This window comes from Scytonema sp. NUACC21 (assembly GCF_054684315.1).
This window is the reverse complement of record NZ_BAAFZH010000094.1, coordinates 94,736-111,283: the sequence shown is the minus strand read 5'-3', so window position 1 is coordinate 111,283 and position 16,548 is coordinate 94,736. Positions and strand designations below refer to the sequence as shown.

Genomic DNA, 16,548 nt, shown 5'->3' with positions numbered 1-16,548 from the left:
CGTCTGCCCTCGTAGTTCTGCCTTTTCTTAAACGGTTGGTTCCTGGTATTTGACTCCTCGTTTTTTATGGCGGTACTCAGCAACAACAGGATAAACTACGCCGCGTAACCGATTTATTGCACCGACAGGACGATGTACTGCTAGACCATTCCAAGGGGAGAGGCGAAGATTTTCCCCAAAGTCATCTTCTAGGGGAGAACGAACGTTTTGATGCTCAACTGTCAGACGCCCAACTGTAAAGAAGGGTGCTTTCTCTTCATCCCAAGCAGTCGTGGTATCATCAATGGACATTTCCGGGCTAGTTTGAAATTGAATTTGAAAGTCCCAACAGTATTTAGCATCGGGCTTTGCTAGAGATTGAATTATATCCTCTCGGTAGTAATTGTCCGCTGTACCTGAAGCTTTGGCACGCTGAAGATCGCTTTCTGGTCTGGGCTGAAATGGAAGTTCTTGATGAGGTGGTTGACTGGAAATCGGAGTAAAACCATATTTAATCACAGCCGGATATTCCACAGGAACTCGACCTGGTTGAGATGGGTCAAAATCAGATTTGAGCCCCATAGAATAGGCTGAAGCACTCCAATAGCGTTGTGTGAGCAAACTCTTGGGAACCCGTTTGAAACCGTATTTGAGAAATGAGCGTTCCTGGGGATGCAACAGTAGCCATAAAACCGGGGACAGCTTCAGGAATGGAGACAGTCCCGATTGATAAACCGCCGAAAAAAAGCTGTAGAACCCTTTAATGGTTTTAACAAAAAAGATTTCGGTATTGTGTACGATAATGTCGTGGGTTTTTAATTCGTGACTTTGCGGTAGTCGTTCTCCTTCCACCCCATAACCGCCAGTCATTTTCACGCCGACGGGGTCTTGTATCAGATTTTTTTAGAGCCTTGGTATTATTCATAATATAAAAATTATATTAATTTTTACAATAGCAAAGGTAGACCCTATTCAATGTAGTGTTTTCTTTTCTACCACAACACCATGCCAGAGATTGAAACTTGCTCTTGTGGTGCGGGCTTCTAGAGAGCCAATTGTAAAGAACGGTAATACATCGTTAGAGAGCGATACCTATAGCAATGGCGCTTCGCGATCGCGTTTTAGAGTCTGCACTCAAAGCATCTCGGCAATCTTCTCGTTAAGAAACCGTGTATTTGCTCAGATAATACGATCTACGATTAAAGATAGAGAGATGATAACCTATGGTTCAAACAGTTGGGATTACCAAAGCGATTACTAACCTGAACGAGGCGCACGCAAAGTTCAATTTAAGCCAGACTGGTGAAAGCGAATTTTTCACAGAATGGTTTGAGGATTTACCAGAACTGACTGATAGTGAAAAAGCATTTTTGGATCGGCTGAAGAGACGCTACCTCTACTATGCAGGAGATGGTTCAATAACAGAAGGAACTGTAAATATTATTATGCGATCGCCACTGCTAGAATTAATGGATTTGTGCGATTGAAAAGCGTGCAACCCAACAATTCTCGCGATCGCCAATGCATTGCGTAGGTTGGGTTGAGGAACGAAACCCAACTTAAGATAATTTTTGTTTGTTGCGAGCTTGCTTTTCGATTACAGTAGTCATCCCGATCGCACTTTTGCTAAGAGTCAAACAATTGTTGCTTGGATTGATGACAAACCTTAAGAACGTGATAAAGAAGCGATTACGGAGTACAGCCGTATCGCGCTTTGTGTAAAGTTAAGAATATTTGATTTCTAAGTATTGCGCTCCTCCTAAAACAAATGTCGCAGGCAATAATGGTAGTAGCTCTACCAAATCATCTATGAAACAAAACTGGTTGCAAGAAACTTATATCAAAGCCTATAGATTTGCAGCACTTGCACACTTGGGTCAAAAAGTACCGGGTACAGAAATCTCATACATTCAACACCTAAGTTTTGTGAGTATGGAAATCATTGCTGCTTTGAATGTAGAAACAGAACGGGACGGGAATTTAGCCGTGCAATGTGCCCTTTTGCACGATATTATTGAAGATACAAATGTGACTTTTGAGCAAATAGAGTCTAAATTTGGCTTAAGAGTAGCGAATGGTGTCCTTGCACTTACAAAAAATTCAAGCTTAGAAAAATCTCTGCAAATGTTGGATAGTTTGCAGAGGATAAAAGAGCAACCCCCAGAAATTTGGATGGTCAAGTTAGCAGATAGAATTAGCAATCTACTACCACCACCACACCATTGGACTCAAGAGAAAATTATTCGATATCGAGAGGAAGCTATTGTCATTCATGAAGCTTTAAAAGATGCAAGCCCTTTTTTAGGTTCACGACTAGCTGATAAAATTGAAAACTACAAAGCGTTTATTTGTTAGGTGGTTACACGACCGATTGTTGCAGCGTTTAATATTTAGAATCTTTGCACGGATGCAGCTTTATGACCGCAAATTTACAAGCAGGAGATCGCTTTATAGATGCCGAACTGCCGAATCACAAAAATGAACTGGTAAAGCTACACCTGAAGTCAAACAAGTCCGCATTCCCCAGCAAGAATGGTTGAATGGTGGGCCACCATTGGGAGCTAATGGAAGAACTGTGGTGCAAGGAACTGTACGTTGGTTCGATCTCAAAACGGGGAATGGTGCAATTGCCAGAAATGACGGTGGTGAGGATGTCTTCTTCAACTTCACTGCTATTCCAGGAGAAGGTTACCGCACTTTGAGCGCTGGTACGCCTGTCAAATTTGAGTTAGTTCAAAGCAAGTTTGGTTGGGTAGCTCGTAATGTGCGATCGATGTAGAGTATGGCTTGACTGAGAAAAGGAAATCCCATTCATGGTGCGGTGCGATAAGGCAGTAAGCGCCGTAATCGCTCGCTTATCGTGTTGATAGAGTTGCAACAGGCACGCAAATCATAAGTTGGTATAGTTGCGGCGGCGCAGCCAAAGACAAGCTCCAGCAAGAGCACCAACGATCGCTGTGGTAGCGCCTTGTTCTGGAACTAATCTTGGAATAACTTGAAACGAGCCGATGACTGTAGCTCGACTGTTTATAGGAGCAGTCGGGTCAGAGTTAAATGTATTATTCTCAACGAAAGTCAGTATGCCTGTAGCATCTGAAAATCTTCCTTCTCCACCCGTAATAGTGATATTTCCAGAAATGTTGCCGACAGATGCTTGAAAATCAAGTACACCAGAGCCACTAATAGTTCCAAATAGGCGATCTAGACCGTTTCCAAAAAATACCGCTTCGCCAATTGGCAATCCTTTCAAACCAAATGTTGCTGCGTCTGGGCTAAATCTAATTGCACCAGTATTGGGGTCAAGCTCGCCATAGTTAGTGTTTATCAGTTGAGTAAGACCGTATGGTGCATCAACACTTATACCTATATTAGTAACCTTGGAAATGTTTCCTTCAATAGGTACTAAAGTCGTTTTATATTCTTGAACGGTTTCAAATGGGAATTCTGGAAGTGCAAAAGCTTTTGCATCAAGCATAAAACCTGAAAGTGTCACAACTACTGGAGCCAACCATAGAGCAGAGATACGTTTGAGCATACCCGAAAAAACCCTTGTCTATAATGAAAATCATTGTGAATAGTTTACTAGAAATATTAAAGATTGTAAAAATGATGTTTTTGATTAAGTGCCTTTAAGGGAAATACGCAACTGAAATAAGAAAACTCACTTTCACACTATGGCAACCGCTCCACTATGGCGGGCGATCGCATAAATATCCCTCCACAGTTTTTATATATTTATCTGGGAAAGGCATGAGGCATACTGGGAGTGCAGAAGGGAAGAATAAGTCTTGAAGGTAACAATTACTACCCTCTGTTCCGTCTGCTCTCTAGTCTTTTATACCGTTCTCATGACTAACTTAGCCGGAAAATCCGTTTACTTAAATCACAATCTGTCTATCTTATCACTCTTGTATGAGATTTTTACTTAAATTGCATCCAGACATTTGAGCAACTGTTTTTCCCGAAAAACCTCAGGAGCGTTCCCGATCTTCTACTTACTGCCACCAACTGCTTCCATACAATTTGGCGCGTGAAGCGCTCAAACCCTTACCTGAACTTACATTCTACTCTTTGATTTCATGTATCAATTTCTACATTTTTCTGAGCGATTTTGAGATTTTTTTCATCTTTTGTACTATACAATTTGAAAAATTTAGTAATTTTGTACTGATTTCACTGCCATTGTTGCTTCCTTTTTCTGTATGCAAGCAACGCCAAATCGCCTGAATGCTCAATGATATCAAGCTCACAAACCATTGCTAGATCGGGGAAACCCCTATTTGTCTATCTCTTACATACTTACTGCCATTTTGCTGCTTCCATTCTTATACTTACTGCCATCAACTGTTTCCGTGATTGTCACAATTGCCTAAGAAGGCTCAACCTCATCATCAGCATTTCAATCTTTTTTACTGCCATCAACTGCTTCCACTTTACTGCCATCGCCTGGGTAAAGTGACATACGTCCCCGGAACTTACTCTTTGTTTCCATTAATTCGCCTCCACAAAATTAGTGGAGACATAAACAAAAGTGTTATAGCAAGATTGAGTTCTGTTTCCATTAATTCGCCTCCACAAAATTAGTGGAGACTTCAATTTTCTCCCACCAATTTAATATCTGAAGCCCAGTTTCCATTAATTCGCCTCCACAAAATTAGCGGAGACTGACCGCTTCCGAGTTCCCTCTGGTCAAAGAGAGTTTCCATTAATTCGCCTCCACAAAATTAGCGGAGACAGGAGTCAGTCTGGCTCTGTATGTATCTTGTTCTTGTTTCCATTAATTCGCCTCCACAAAATTAGCGGAGACTCCTAAGGTCTAGAAGCCTTGAAATTCAGGTATCCTAAGATTCGATTCCGCGAACCTATAGTAAAAGTACTGTTTCAGCATCTGCTTGTCAAGTTGCCCGTTCAACAAAATTGCCTCAAAACTTTATCTGGTAAGGTTTTCAGACTTTTCGCGGATGCCCTTTTCGCTCAAAATGCCTCAAAACCAATATAGGTAAGGTTTCCAGGCTTTCAAAAGCACTGTTGTTCAAAAACAGCTAGGGGCTGGAAACTGTAAGCTAATTCTTGCCCATCTTTACCCATAGCTACTCATTTTTGGGGAAGTCTGAAATAAGTTGGTCAACAAACTCTCTGAGCCGTTCTTGCCAGTCGGGGACGGCTTTAAGCTTTTCCTTCTGTCCCTCGTACCCTTTAAAAGCGATTACTTCCTTATCCAAAGGACGCTTTAGTCGTTTCTTAGCTCCTAGTTGGTTCCCTTTCTGAAAAGGCATTGACAATCCTTGTGTGTGTAAGTTAACTTACATACAAAGCATAGCATAAGGTCGAATCAATGCTTTTAGGATTCAAAACCGAACTCAAGCTTAACAATTACCACAGGACGCAACTAGCCAAACATTGTGGGGTAGCACGCCACGCTTGGAACTGGGGACTGGCTTTAACTAAGCAGATTTTGGAGCACAACGCTCGCCATCCTGATTCCAAGATGAAATTTCCCACTGCCATTGACTTGCATAAATGGTTAGTGGCACTAGTGAAATCAGAACATGAATGGTACTACGAATGCTCTAAATCTACTCCGCAACAAGCGTTAATGGCTCTGCGTGAATCCTGGAAGCGTTGTTTCAACAAAACGGCTGGTGTACCGCGTTTTAAGAAAAAAGGTAAGCGAGATTCTTTCACGCTCGAAGGTTCTGTAAAAATCCAAGGTAACAACAAGATTCAAGTACCTGTAATTGGGATTCTTAAGACTTATGAGCGACTTCCTCAAGTATTAATAAAGTCCTGTACAATCTCTCGTCAAGCTGATAGATGGTTTATCAGTTTCAGATTTGATGTAGAACAACAAAACTTAAGCAATACAAGCATTGTAGGAGTTGACCTTGGTGTCAAAAACCTGGCTACATTATCGACTGGCGAGGTGATAGCAGGTGCGAAGTCTTACAAAAAGTACGAAGCAAAACTGTCCAGAATGCAATGGTTGAATCGTCATAAAATCATCGGTTCAGCTAACTGGAAGAAAGCGCAAATGCAGATAGCTAGACTGCATAGAAAGATTGCCAACATCAGAAAAGATACGTTACACAAACTCACAACACTACTAGCCAAGAACCACGGCACAGTAGTGATTGAAGACCTCAGCGTATCTGGAATGATGGCGAATCATAAACTGGCTAAAGCTATTGCTGATATGGGATTTTACGAATTTCGTAGGCAGTTGACTTATAAATGTGAACTGTATGGTTCTAAGCTCGTTGTAGTTGACCGTTGGTTTCCTTCCAGTAAGACCTGTTCTCACTGTGGAACCAAAAAAGAAGCACTCACCTTGGATGAGCGAGTGTTTGAGTGCGACCATTGCGGTTTCGCCATTGACCGCGATTTGAATGCAGCACTCAATCTTAGTTTGTACGCATCCGGCAGTTAGTCGGTGAGAGCCTGTGGACTGGTGAGTCCAGTCCTGAAGGCGGGTTTCCCGCCGTAGGGAACTGGCGAACCCGTAAGGGTTGAAGCCGACTTCTCCAGAATGAAGCAGGAATTAAACGCCAAAGTCCAAAGATGTATATCTGTGGGTAGCTTTGGGTAAGTTTTATATAACGGTTCGCGCAACTACTCTTATTTTGAGCAGTTTATGACTCTTCTATTATCGCTTGTGGAATTTTTCTTAGCTAGTACTTTTACTCCAAGTAAATATATTTAGCTTCTTCAGAAATTACCTAAATCATTAAGCTCCATAGACTTACTTTCATTATTTGGTAAAGTTTTCGTCATTCGCACCAAATCTATTGCATAGGCATAAGGTCACTATGTTAACTTAAATCAGCTTCTAGATTAAAGCTTGTAAGCAACCTCCGAATTTAATTCGGAGGCTTCAGCTAGACTCAGTTCTAACTTGTTGCCCAGCTTACCAGACTCCGTACCGTAAGGTACTACGTTATCAGCAAGCGTTGAAGTTCTCACTCCGGGATGTGTGATGCCAGTCCCGTGAACGCCAGTCGCCTCAAGTCGGGAAACCCGCCCACGGCGCTGGCTCCTCTGAAACCGAGCGATTAACCAGATGTAAGGGTTCTAAAGTCAGTGTCGCTTGGAAAGTACCGACTGATAACATTGTCGAGGCTCACATCACCCCAGAAATGGGAGGCTCATTTGAGCAAACATTATGCGTACAGGGTGAACGATATCAGCTCGTAATTGTCCGAGCGAGAGTGCATTACAAAAGTACACGGTATCAAGTAACCCCAAGGCGGTAATGAACACCAAGATATTTGGACTGCGCTTAAAAGCGCTTGTGTCGTGTTTCCTTCTTGGGCTAAAGCCACAAGGTTTCCACACTCCCAGAGGTTTTTAGATGAACTTTTACTACCGCAAACTGTATGCCCTACTGTCCTCTCCGGAGATTTTAGGGCAAGACAGTGCTATCAGCCAACAGTTGCAGAAGCTACATAGTTGGTGGCAACAAGAAGGGCATTTGTCAGAAGAAATTGCCAAATCCTCTGACGGAATGAACCTAACACTTAGTTCTCAAGCTAGCAGGAATCACAACGAGGTGGAAGTACGCCATCCTATTAGTGGTCAGTCTCAAAAGATATCACCCCCCACAAGCTTAGATATCGGTAACATTGCTCAAGAATGGGATGTGAAAAAAGTCTTTTTGTGGTTCTGGCGCTTTTATCCAGAATTACTGGCAAGACAACAATCCCAAGCACTGCTACAACCTGCCAATAAAATTATTCCAGATTGCCCGTTCCACAGCTACAAAAGCACGGTTTCGGCAATTGTCGGTGCTATGTTCCCTCAAGATTGGGAAGAAGGACAAGAGCACGAGCACCCTTATTTGCTTCTGTTCACCTTTTCGCCAGTACAGGAGTTTATCAAGTCTTCCCGCAAGTTCTTGGATTTTTGGGCGGCTTCGTATCTGTTGCACTATCTCAGTGCTAAACTCTGCTGGCACATTGCTCAAAAATATGGTCCTGATGCGGTCATTACTCCCTCTCTTTGGAGTCAGGAAATTATCGATGCGTTGATTGTCCAAGAATATGAAGATTTTGCTGTTTACTTTCCAGACAAGTTAGATCCAGTTGCTCGCTTTAAAGAAAAGACATCCACCAGTCTGAGTACAGCAGGGTTTCCCAATATCATTACTGTTCTGATACCTGAAAAAGCGGCAAAAAATTTGGGTCAGGAGTTGGCACAAGTACTGAAAGCAGAATGGGCAAAAATTGGGGTACAGGTGCGGGAAGATATTAAGAAACGGGTTATTGAATTACTCCAAAACTCGCCTGACAAGCTGAAAAAGTTGATTGAAGATGCTTTTCCTAAGAATACTGACCTTAATCCCTACTTTGAAGAATTAAATTATTTGTTACAGGGTGGCTGCTGGGAATGGAATAAACTCTGGGACGCTCAGTTAAACCATACTTGGGAATGTTACTGGACGGGTGTACCTTTAGGCAATCCAGAAAAAGCTTTAACCATTGAGGTGAACAACGCTGGCTTTACAGACTGGCAAGACGCTCAAAACAATGTATCTCAAAGCCGCGACCAAATTCCTTCGGAGCCAGAAAAATTTGCTTACTCCCTGTTTAATGTGGGGAGTTGGTGGGGTAGCCTGCAAAACCGCTTGGGTAGGTCAATTCAAGCAGTCAAAAATACCCGCACCTGGCTGATTCCACCTGCACCAGGGGAACGTTCGACGATTTCCGGTCAATTGAGCGCTGTCCATCCCCGACTGCATTACCAGGGAAAGTTAAAGGAAGGGGGCGGTTTGCCTGCTAGTTCGATGCGTTTGTTTTGGCTGGTTATGGCTGAAGCATACCCCGGACTTTTTAATGGTTCTGAGCGACTCAATGCTCTTGAACTGACGAAACGCATGGCTTGGGTTTATGGAGGTGTTGCTCAATCGCTTGGTCTTGAAGTAGACCCTGAAGACCCAGAGTTTGACTATGAGCTTTGGATTCGCTTTCCCAATTTAAGTTCTATTGCTGCTGCACGATTTGCTTGCGATCGCCACGACTTGGTTAAGAAATACTGGGAGACGTTAAACGATTTGGTTCACAATGCCGAACATACGTTTGATGGCGAACAACTCAAAGCTTTTCGTAAAAAAACACGGCGTCCTTTTCACGTTCCCAAAACCAATGGGGTAATACCGCACTATAACGGTGTGATGTTTTCCAGTAGGTGGCTAGCGGATGACATGAGCTTGCAAAGTTCAGATGCGATCGCAACTTTGTCAGGCTTAGTAGAAAAGGCTCACAAACATATAGGTTTTGGTGATGGTTCTCCGGCTGACTGGTGGGCAATTATTCTTGCTGATGGCGATGGTATGGGGAAATATGTTTCCGGGCAGAACTTAGACACATATTGCAGCTATATTGTCAAGGATTTTGTTGACGAAAGTATTCCAGGATTGGATGATTTGCTCAACAAGACCAGAAAGCGCATGGGACCAGCAACCCACGTAGGGCTTAACCGGGCTTTGTTGGATTTTTCCAATCGTCTCGTACCGCACCTTACCGAGGAACGTTTTTGCGGCAAAGTCATCTACAGCGGTGGTGATGACGTGATGGCTGTGCTACCACTAGAAGATTTGCCACAGTACCTGCTTTCGTTACGAGCCGCTTGGTGTGGTGGAGAAGACCCAAAAGGGGAATTTTACACTGAAGGGGGGTACTGGTATCGAAAATCAGATAAGTCTCGTCCCTACTTCACAATGGGTGCGGGCGCAACGATAAGCATGGGGATTGTTATTGCCCATAAAAGCGTACCACTCCCAACAGTCTTAGAGAAGTTGTGGGACGCGGAAAAGGAAGAGGCAAAAAAGTTAGATGGAAAAGATGGGTTGTGTTTCCGAATCGTTTATGGTTCGGGCAATACTTTGGAAGCAGTGATGAAAGGACATTTACTGGATGGGTGGTGGGAATTTATCAAACTCTACGAGCAACAAGATATCAGCCCGCTTTTGTATCGGTTAGCTGAGGAGTTACCCCGCCATGCTTGCGTGACGCCAAATTATCACCTGTTTAAGAAAGCAGCTAAAGTTGTGTTGAATTCACGAGACCAAAAACTAAAGAACCTGCAACCGTTATTAGATTGGCTTGAAGCTTGGGAAAGTTGGGCTTGGAACACAAAACAACTTGCTGGGGATAATGCCAAGGGAACCCAAGAGCAAGATTTGGCTAATTTGCTGCGGTTTAGTGCTTTTTGGGTAGATAAGAGGATTCAACGCCATAAATGGAAGGAACTGAAGCAGGCGGAGGTTCGGTCATGAAGTGGTATGCGATCGCTCCTATAGATGTGTTGTTATTCCGCGAGGCAAAACCCTTTAGTCCTGGTGAGGGTGCTTGGGCAAAGGGACAGTTTCCTCCCATGCCAATTACTGTTTTTCAAGCATTGCGTTCTACCTGTGAAAGCTACCAAAATGATAAAACCAACCAAAGGCGCGATTTAGAATTTCTTGGTTCTTTCTTGCTAGACGCAGACAATTGTCTTTGGTTGCCCACACCCAAGGACTTGCTGTGTGTGGGGTTAAGAACAGATAAATCCAATGCTAACGACAAGGACGAAGTCTCTGCAACCTGGCATCGAATTGACCGTCTGATGTCAGTTGAAGATGTCACCTCAGCAGGTTGGGAGTACCTGTATTTTAACGACTCCCAACTCAAACCAATGGTGCCGCCATTGTTGGGTGAGAACGAATCCATCGCCGGACGACCGCAACCTTGGATAAAAGCCACTGCTTTGATGCGGTATCTCCAAGGGAAAAATGATTTTCAGCCAACGGACTTTCACGAAGACCCTTGGAAAGTTCAAGTTTTGCCCCACATTCAGATGGAATCTGGTAAACGTCAGGTCAAGGATAAAGACGGATATTTTACGGAAGTGGCAATGCGCTTGAAAACAGGATGGCGCTTGGTAGCAGCTATCAACGGACAGGCGATCGCTGAAACTGTGGTGCGCTTGGGTGGCGAAGGTCATCGCGTGCTGGTATCACCGATAAGTTTACCTGAGTGGCAAGAACTGGAAGGTTATACCTCTGCAAAACAAAGTGGTGATTTTGCATACTTGCTAACACCGGGACTGGCGCAAGTTGGAAGCGAACCGATGTATGGTGTTTATCCCAGTATTTGGCAAGAATCTCTGAAAGGATGCGTAAGCGATCGCGCTCTTTTGTGGGGTGGTGTCTCGACCATCGAACGTAAAAACCAGCAAGGAAGAGAATTTGCGCTACTTCCCCAACGGGCATTTGTCCCACCGGGAACAGTGTATTTATTTAACAACATCTCAACTGTATCTTGCGATAATTTATTGCCGCACGGAGACAGTAATTCGTTGAAAACATTTAAACAATTAAATTACGGAAAATTACTGTGGGGAACAAGATGAAAACTTATTTGACATATCTATATTTGCTCTCTCCGTTACATACTGGAGGTGCCAGTCAAGAAGGTAATTTAGTTGGTCTTGCACGAGAAGTTCATACAGATTTGCCTTATTTGCCTTCTAGCACGATTCGCGGTCGCTTGCGTGCTGCTACTCCTGAAAAAGACCGTACAAGATTATGGGGTAACACTATTGAAGATGTAACTTCAGGCACCGATGAAAATTTGAAACAAGGTACTTTATGGGTAGGGGATGCTGCTATTCTCTGGTTTCCAGTTCCCTCTTTGAGTCATGGTGTCGTGTGGGTAACTTCACCATTTTTACTGCAACGCTGGGCACGTTGTCTGGATAAAAAACCTACCAAAATACCAGAGGTGCTGAGTTTTAGTGGGGGAAATAGCAAACATCTCTATTTGAAAGATGCAATCTTCAAAAAAGATAAGCTGAAGCTTTGGTCAAAAGAAGAATGGTCGCAGTTTCTTCCTAATGGTAGTGAAGAAATAAAAATCATGACTCAATTCCTGGTTTTATCAAATCAAAATTGCCAGGTTTTAATTGAGTCAAGTCTGTGGAGACAGGTAAAAGTCAGGCTAGATGAAACAAAAACGGTAAAGGGCGGATTTCGTTATGAAGAAGCTGTTCCACCAGAAACTCTAATGTATTTTCCCTGGAGTAGTACAGTCTCTGCAAATGGTCAAAGCACAACAGCTATCAACGATTTTAAATCTGTCATTTCTGGTTACTCTATGTTGCAATTAGGGGGACAAGAAAGCTTGGGCAGAGGATTTGTGCGGCAATGGTTATCAGAATAAACAGGAGTCAGAATCATGCTTGAGGAAATATTTGACCCACGCACTATTAGTAAATCAGTCTATCGAGCTTTACACAATTTACGACAATCTCACACAAACAATCGCAATCGCTTAAAGGAACAATACAATCAGTCAGTTGAACTCTACACTTATCTGGCTACTTGGGGTATGTTACGGCTAAAAGCAGAGGAACAAGCGCTCAACCAAGATGGTAAAAAAGACGTAGTTATTAAATATTTTGAGACGCTGCAAGACCTTTCTGGAGTAAACAACTTAGTTGGTGAAAGAGGGCTGAATACTTTAAGTAGCGATGATATGAAACCAGAAGATTACTTAGGGCTGACTGGTTTGGGTTTGCAGGTTGCTCGTGAATTTGCTTTTTGGGCTGGTGCTGTCTATGCCGATGTCAAAGCTGAAGCAGAAAACGCATAAATTCTCATGAAATAAAAATAAAAAATCGTGTATGACAAATAATCATCCAGTCTCCAGAAATAGTGGCAAAAAGCAACAGCCAACACGACCCCAGCCTTCTGTTTGGCTCAGTTCTCATCAACCCCAACCAAATAAAACAGCAAGCTTTGTTGAATACCTGCGGTGGATGCGATCGCCGAACACTGAAGCAAAAGATGGCACTAGGGTCGAGTTGTTACAGAACGCTGAGGAAAATGCCGACTACCGGGAGCGTCTGAAATTACTTGTCCAACGTACTAGAGACCTTGCAGGAGAAGGAAACACTTTTCGCGTTACTTGTCCTTGGCGAATTCGAGTAGGAGGGATACGGGGACCAGAGAGCATTTTATTACCTGCCTTTGATAATTTGGGAATGCCTTACATTCCTTCCAGTACGTTACGGGGTGTTGCTCGTGCTCAAGCAATTCAGGAAATTGCCACAAAAGACAACGTAAGTTGGGAAGAGGCAGAGAAAAAAATTGCTCCCTATTTTGGTAGCCTCGATGCTGCTAAAGAACATCGCACTGGTAAGGTAATATTTTTTGATGCTTATCCCCTACCTACAGCTACAGAAAAAGCAGGTGGTTTGTCTGTTGATATGGCAAATAAAATTTGGGGATGGAAGGAAGATGAGCTGGAATACAATCCTAACCCTAACGCCTTCCTTTCGCTAGAAAATCCTACTTTTGTCATTGGTTTGCGCCCAATGCCTGGGTGCGATGAAGAAACGTTTAAACAAGTCAGCAAATGGCTAAGTAAAGGACTAACCAAAAACGGTGCTGGTTCTCAAATTAATAGTGGCTACGGCAATTTTATCCTGAGCAACAGTACCAAACCCATCAAAATATCTAGAGAATTTTTCCGAGTTGAATTTACTTTAGAAGGTCAACTCATTCATGGCAACCAAAAATCTACTAGTCATTCATGGAAATGGAATTATAACAAGACAACACGACAGTGGGAATGGCAACATCGCGGTCAACCCAAGGCGGAAGTACGCCCTATAGCTTTCAAATCTATGTTGCGCTATTGGTTTCGTACCTTTGCTTTAGGTGTGATACCTCCTGCACAAATTAAACAACTGAATGAGTGGGAATCTAATATTTTTGGAGGCATTAATCCGAGAAGACTTGGATGGATAAGTTGCAATATACTTAATGGGGAAGTCGTGAAATTAGAACCTTATTCCACCGAGCAAGGTAAAAACGAGCCTTGTGGAAAACAAGTAGGAATTTTGGTATTGTCTCATACTTCTCAAACTCCAGAAAATAAAAAAGAAGCAATTACTAAATTGCTCAAAAATCTAACTTGGATAATGTTTCATTTAGGAGGTGTTGGACAAGGTGCTAGACGCCCCTGCTATTCACGGCAAAACCGAGACAAAGCTCCTTGGTGGCGTGGTTCCACTCTAACTCCAGATCCCGAGGGTGAAAATGAATTTTGGAATCTTCCAGATGACCTGCAACAGTTTCAGCGTTTATTTCGACAGCATATAGCAGAGTTTTATCAAGCTTTGAATGAATTGTTTCAAACTTCAATCAATCCTTATAATCCTACGATTCACTCTATAGTTAATGCAGATAAAGAAAAATGGATTGACGCAGTTGATGCTAATTGCAAGATTGTAGTTTGTCAGGGTAAAAAAAATCAAGAAAAAGTTTATCCTTTGGGAATTTTGCACAGTTCTGAACTTAAGGACAATGGCGATTATGATAAGAGTTTGTGTGGTGGAATTAATCCCCCTCAACCATCGCCAGTTTGGATTAAGGATATAGATTACGAAGGGATAACATACCAAGTGGTTACTGTTTTTGGGGTAACTCAAGGTTCCCAAAATCCTCGCAATCTTTATCTCAAGCAATTACAAAAAACTGGTAAAAAATCCTATTTTCAAATTTTTCCTTTTACTGAATCATAAACCCTCCAATTGTAAAGTAAATATGGCAATTCTAATTGCAAATCTTGGCACTTCTGACCTAGCGATTCAATTACCAATCCAAGGCAGGCACTACTATTTACCTATTGACTTTATACCCAACGAGGCAAATATTAATAAAAAACTAGCTAAATTGCCTCCTAACTTAAAAGAAATTTGGCATAACCAGCGCGGTTATATTGAGCAGACGCTTTACGAAGAATTAGGATTACCCATTGGTGTTAAACAACCGACTCGAAAATTTACACAAGTCTTACTTGATAGATACAGACAAAATTCAAGTGATTGGCACCCACGGTTAAAGCCTGTGAGGCTTTGGGGAGCAATTCAAAAATCTATTAGCCTTGGTGTAAATAAGGCTTATTTATTTGTTACCAATCAGGAAAGCCTTGAAATGCCTGATGGACATGACAAAGATACAATTTATTTGTATTCTATTTTAGAAAAGTGGTTGAAAGAAGAAAAACTAAATTTTCAGTTGGAAAAAAAAGTAATTCCTGCTGATGTAATTGGTAACGAATTAGAACCGATGCTGCGATACTATTACAAAGCGATCGCTGAAATAACTCATGCTGAGAAATTTAATCAAGCACAACTTAATGACGATTTGGCATTAATCAGCATTAAAGGCGGAACGGGAGCAATGCAAACAGCTTTGCAAATCCAAGCAATTGATTCTAGTTTTAGTAAAATTGTTTTTATCGATCCAGATTTGTCACTTGAAAAAATTTTATACGGTCAGCCTTCTGAGTGCCAGTTAACTTTATACTGGCGTCATCTACGTAGCCAAAGATATCGGACTGTTCAACAACTGTTAAACCGCTGTGATTTTGATGGTGCAATCCAACTCCTTCGAGATTGGCAAACAATGCTAGCATCTTTGCCGGAAGGTGTTGTAGATAGGCAAAGTATTTTAAGTAGCAATCATGTTGTTGAGCAAGTTATTAAGATACTTACTCTCGCTGTATATTATTTAAATCTAGATAGTTTAGGGGCTAAAAACCTGATTAAGTCCAGTAAAGCACTAAATGAGTTTGAAAATTTTCTGACTAACTATGATAAATTACTAAATTTATACACCCAGTGTCGGATCTATTGGCAACTTAACCAAATTGCAAATTTTTTAGCTCGCCTAGGTTCGTTTTCTGAAGAAAGTTTACATTATTTAATAACTCATTTAGGAGGATTAAAATATTTTGATAAATTGAATTACCCTGATAATTGGTATTTAGATAAAAGTAAAGTAGAGCCTACTTTATGGCGCTATTTTGAGCGATCGGAAGGTCAAAAGTGTAATGCTAAACAAAAGTATCGATTGCCAGGAAGGTTTAGTAAATGGAACTTTGTTAGTGCTCTCATACAATATAGAGATAAGATAAAAGAAAAAGATGCTTGGGAAAAAATTACTAATTCTTTAGATAAACTTGATTATTGGATTGAACAAAGAAATTACCTGATTCATAGCGCTACAGGTATCTCACAAGAGAGCATGTATAAAGCTTTGGAGCGAGATAAAAATAATTCCGGCGTTCGAGATTATGTAGCTAAGGCTTGTGAACCAGACCAGATTCTTGCAGAAATTACCAATATCAGTAATCAAATGTTTCAAATTTTGAACAAGCCTGTTAACAAGTATATTGGTCTTAACGATACTCCCTACTACATATATTCTGATGTAACGAAACTAGTTGTGCAAAAATTGATGGAGGACGAGTAAGAGATCTAACCATCTCAATAGACTTCTCCAAAAATGAGATAAGGGCGAACCACCGTATGCCTACGAGCGTCAGCACACTACGTGTTGGCGCAGCCTGTCCGCAGGACATACGCCCTTACAAGGGATTTAGGCGAACGCATAATTAGGGACTTCCAAATAAAAAAATACTCAAAAATTTCTTGTGGTACCCAGAGCAGCGCCGTGCGGTTCCCAGAGTTGAGGCGACTGCGGGGCGTCTCGCCTGTTGTAGGTGGAGGGTGAGGACGCCCACC

Annotated in this window: 14 protein-coding genes; 11 read left to right on the top strand and 3 right to left on the bottom strand. The window is 42.0% G+C overall.

Translation table 11 applies throughout. The annotated features are described in order from the left end of the window. Positions 1 to 27: 27 nt before the first annotated feature. Positions 28 to 855 (bottom strand): catalase family protein, encoded by an 828-nt coding sequence (locus ACYRY3_RS27035; RefSeq protein ID WP_460204713.1) that lies wholly within the window; start codon positions 853 to 855, stop codon positions 28 to 30. 347 nt (positions 856 to 1,202) lie between these two features. Between ACYRY3_RS27035 and ACYRY3_RS27030 the strand changes: the two genes are divergently transcribed. From ACYRY3_RS27030 to ACYRY3_RS27015, 4 genes are all read left to right on the top strand, one after another. Continuing rightward, positions 1,203 to 1,466 (top strand): hypothetical protein, encoded by a 264-nt coding sequence (locus tag ACYRY3_RS27030; RefSeq protein WP_460204711.1) that lies wholly within the window; start codon positions 1,203 to 1,205, stop codon positions 1,464 to 1,466. 322 nt (positions 1,467 to 1,788) lie between these two features. Next, a complete protein-coding gene (locus ACYRY3_RS27025; RefSeq protein WP_460204710.1) occupies positions 1,789 to 2,334 on the top strand; it encodes an HD domain-containing protein in 546 nt (181 codons plus the stop codon). Positions 2,335 to 2,396: 62 nt separating this feature from the next. Continuing rightward, entirely contained in the window at positions 2,397 to 2,519 is a 123-nt protein-coding gene (locus ACYRY3_RS27020; RefSeq protein WP_460204709.1) for a hypothetical protein, read from the top strand. Beyond that, positions 2,516 to 2,758, top strand: a complete 243-nt coding sequence (locus ACYRY3_RS27015; protein ID WP_460204708.1) for a cold-shock protein — start codon at positions 2,516 to 2,518, stop codon at positions 2,756 to 2,758. Before ACYRY3_RS27020 ends, ACYRY3_RS27015 begins: the two co-directional genes overlap by 4 nt. Before the next feature lie 111 nt (positions 2,759 to 2,869). Here the strand turns inward: ACYRY3_RS27015 and ACYRY3_RS27010 are convergent, their stop codons facing one another. Together ACYRY3_RS27010 and ACYRY3_RS27005 are read right to left on the bottom strand one after the other, a co-directional pair. Further along, a complete protein-coding gene (locus tag ACYRY3_RS27010; protein WP_460204706.1) occupies positions 2,870 to 3,514 on the bottom strand; it encodes a hypothetical protein in 645 nt (214 codons plus the stop codon). A gap of 1,555 nt (positions 3,515 to 5,069) precedes the next feature. Continuing rightward, the gene (locus ACYRY3_RS27005; RefSeq protein WP_460204705.1) at positions 5,070 to 5,255 is read right to left on the bottom strand and encodes a hypothetical protein; all 186 of its coding nucleotides are present in this window, start codon (positions 5,253 to 5,255) and stop codon (positions 5,070 to 5,072) included. A gap of 59 nt (positions 5,256 to 5,314) precedes the next feature. Between ACYRY3_RS27005 and ACYRY3_RS27000 the strand changes: the two genes are divergently transcribed. The 7 genes from ACYRY3_RS27000 (at position 5,315) to ACYRY3_RS26970 (ending at position 16,276) form a co-directional block, all read left to right on the top strand. Further along, complete coding sequence (locus tag ACYRY3_RS27000; RefSeq protein WP_460204704.1) at positions 5,315 to 6,406, top strand: RNA-guided endonuclease InsQ/TnpB family protein; 1,092 nt, start codon at positions 5,315 to 5,317, stop codon at positions 6,404 to 6,406. Positions 6,407 to 7,327: 921 nt separating this feature from the next. Continuing rightward, the gene (gene cas10 / locus ACYRY3_RS26995; RefSeq protein ID WP_460204703.1) at positions 7,328 to 10,249 is read left to right on the top strand and encodes a type III-B CRISPR-associated protein Cas10/Cmr2; all 2,922 of its coding nucleotides are present in this window, start codon (positions 7,328 to 7,330) and stop codon (positions 10,247 to 10,249) included. Further along, on the top strand, positions 10,213 to 11,364 hold the full coding sequence (locus tag ACYRY3_RS26990) for a type III-B CRISPR module-associated Cmr3 family protein (RefSeq protein WP_460204702.1): 1,152 nt from the start codon (positions 10,213 to 10,215) through the stop codon (positions 11,362 to 11,364). The genes cas10 and ACYRY3_RS26990 overlap by 37 nt, the downstream gene beginning before the upstream one ends. Next, entirely contained in the window at positions 11,361 to 12,173 is an 813-nt protein-coding gene (gene cmr4, locus ACYRY3_RS26985) for a type III-B CRISPR module RAMP protein Cmr4 (protein ID WP_460204701.1), read from the top strand. The genes ACYRY3_RS26990 and cmr4 overlap by 4 nt, the downstream gene beginning before the upstream one ends. A 15-nt stretch (positions 12,174 to 12,188) precedes the next feature. After that, entirely contained in the window at positions 12,189 to 12,605 is a 417-nt protein-coding gene (locus tag ACYRY3_RS26980; protein WP_460204700.1) for a hypothetical protein, read from the top strand. A gap of 31 nt (positions 12,606 to 12,636) precedes the next feature. Next, positions 12,637 to 14,541: a type III-B CRISPR module RAMP protein Cmr6 gene (gene cmr6, locus ACYRY3_RS26975; protein ID WP_460204699.1), complete on the top strand. Its 1,905-nt coding sequence runs from the start codon at positions 12,637 to 12,639 to the stop codon at positions 14,539 to 14,541. Positions 14,542 to 14,563: 22 nt separating this feature from the next. Beyond that, the gene (locus ACYRY3_RS26970) at positions 14,564 to 16,276 is read left to right on the top strand and encodes a hypothetical protein (RefSeq protein WP_460204698.1); all 1,713 of its coding nucleotides are present in this window, start codon (positions 14,564 to 14,566) and stop codon (positions 16,274 to 16,276) included. Positions 16,277 to 16,548 lie beyond the last annotated feature (272 nt).

Bases quoted from the DNA above. Each gene is read 5' to 3' on its own strand.
- ACYRY3_RS27030 (WP_460204711.1), top strand. From the start codon at position 1,203: ATGGTTCAAACAGTTGGGATTACCAAAGCGATTACTAACCTGAACGAG.
- ACYRY3_RS27025 (WP_460204710.1), top strand. From the start codon at position 1,789: ATGAAACAAAACTGGTTGCAAGAAACTTATATCAAAGCCTATAGATTT.
- ACYRY3_RS27020 (WP_460204709.1), top strand. From the start codon at position 2,397: ATGACCGCAAATTTACAAGCAGGAGATCGCTTTATAGATGCCGAACTG.
- ACYRY3_RS27010 (WP_460204706.1), bottom strand. From the start codon at position 3,514: ATGCTCAAACGTATCTCTGCTCTATGGTTGGCTCCAGTAGTTGTGACA.
- ACYRY3_RS27005 (WP_460204705.1), bottom strand. From the start codon at position 5,255: ATGCCTTTTCAGAAAGGGAACCAACTAGGAGCTAAGAAACGACTAAAG.
- ACYRY3_RS27000 (WP_460204704.1), top strand. From the start codon at position 5,315: ATGCTTTTAGGATTCAAAACCGAACTCAAGCTTAACAATTACCACAGG.
- cas10 (WP_460204703.1), top strand. From the start codon at position 7,328: ATGAACTTTTACTACCGCAAACTGTATGCCCTACTGTCCTCTCCGGAG.
- ACYRY3_RS26990 (WP_460204702.1), top strand. From the start codon at position 10,213: ATGGAAGGAACTGAAGCAGGCGGAGGTTCGGTCATGAAGTGGTATGCG.
- cmr4 (WP_460204701.1), top strand. From the start codon at position 11,361: ATGAAAACTTATTTGACATATCTATATTTGCTCTCTCCGTTACATACT.
- ACYRY3_RS26980 (WP_460204700.1), top strand. From the start codon at position 12,189: ATGCTTGAGGAAATATTTGACCCACGCACTATTAGTAAATCAGTCTAT.
- cmr6 (WP_460204699.1), top strand. From the start codon at position 12,637: ATGACAAATAATCATCCAGTCTCCAGAAATAGTGGCAAAAAGCAACAG.
- ACYRY3_RS26970 (WP_460204698.1), top strand. From the start codon at position 14,564: ATGGCAATTCTAATTGCAAATCTTGGCACTTCTGACCTAGCGATTCAA.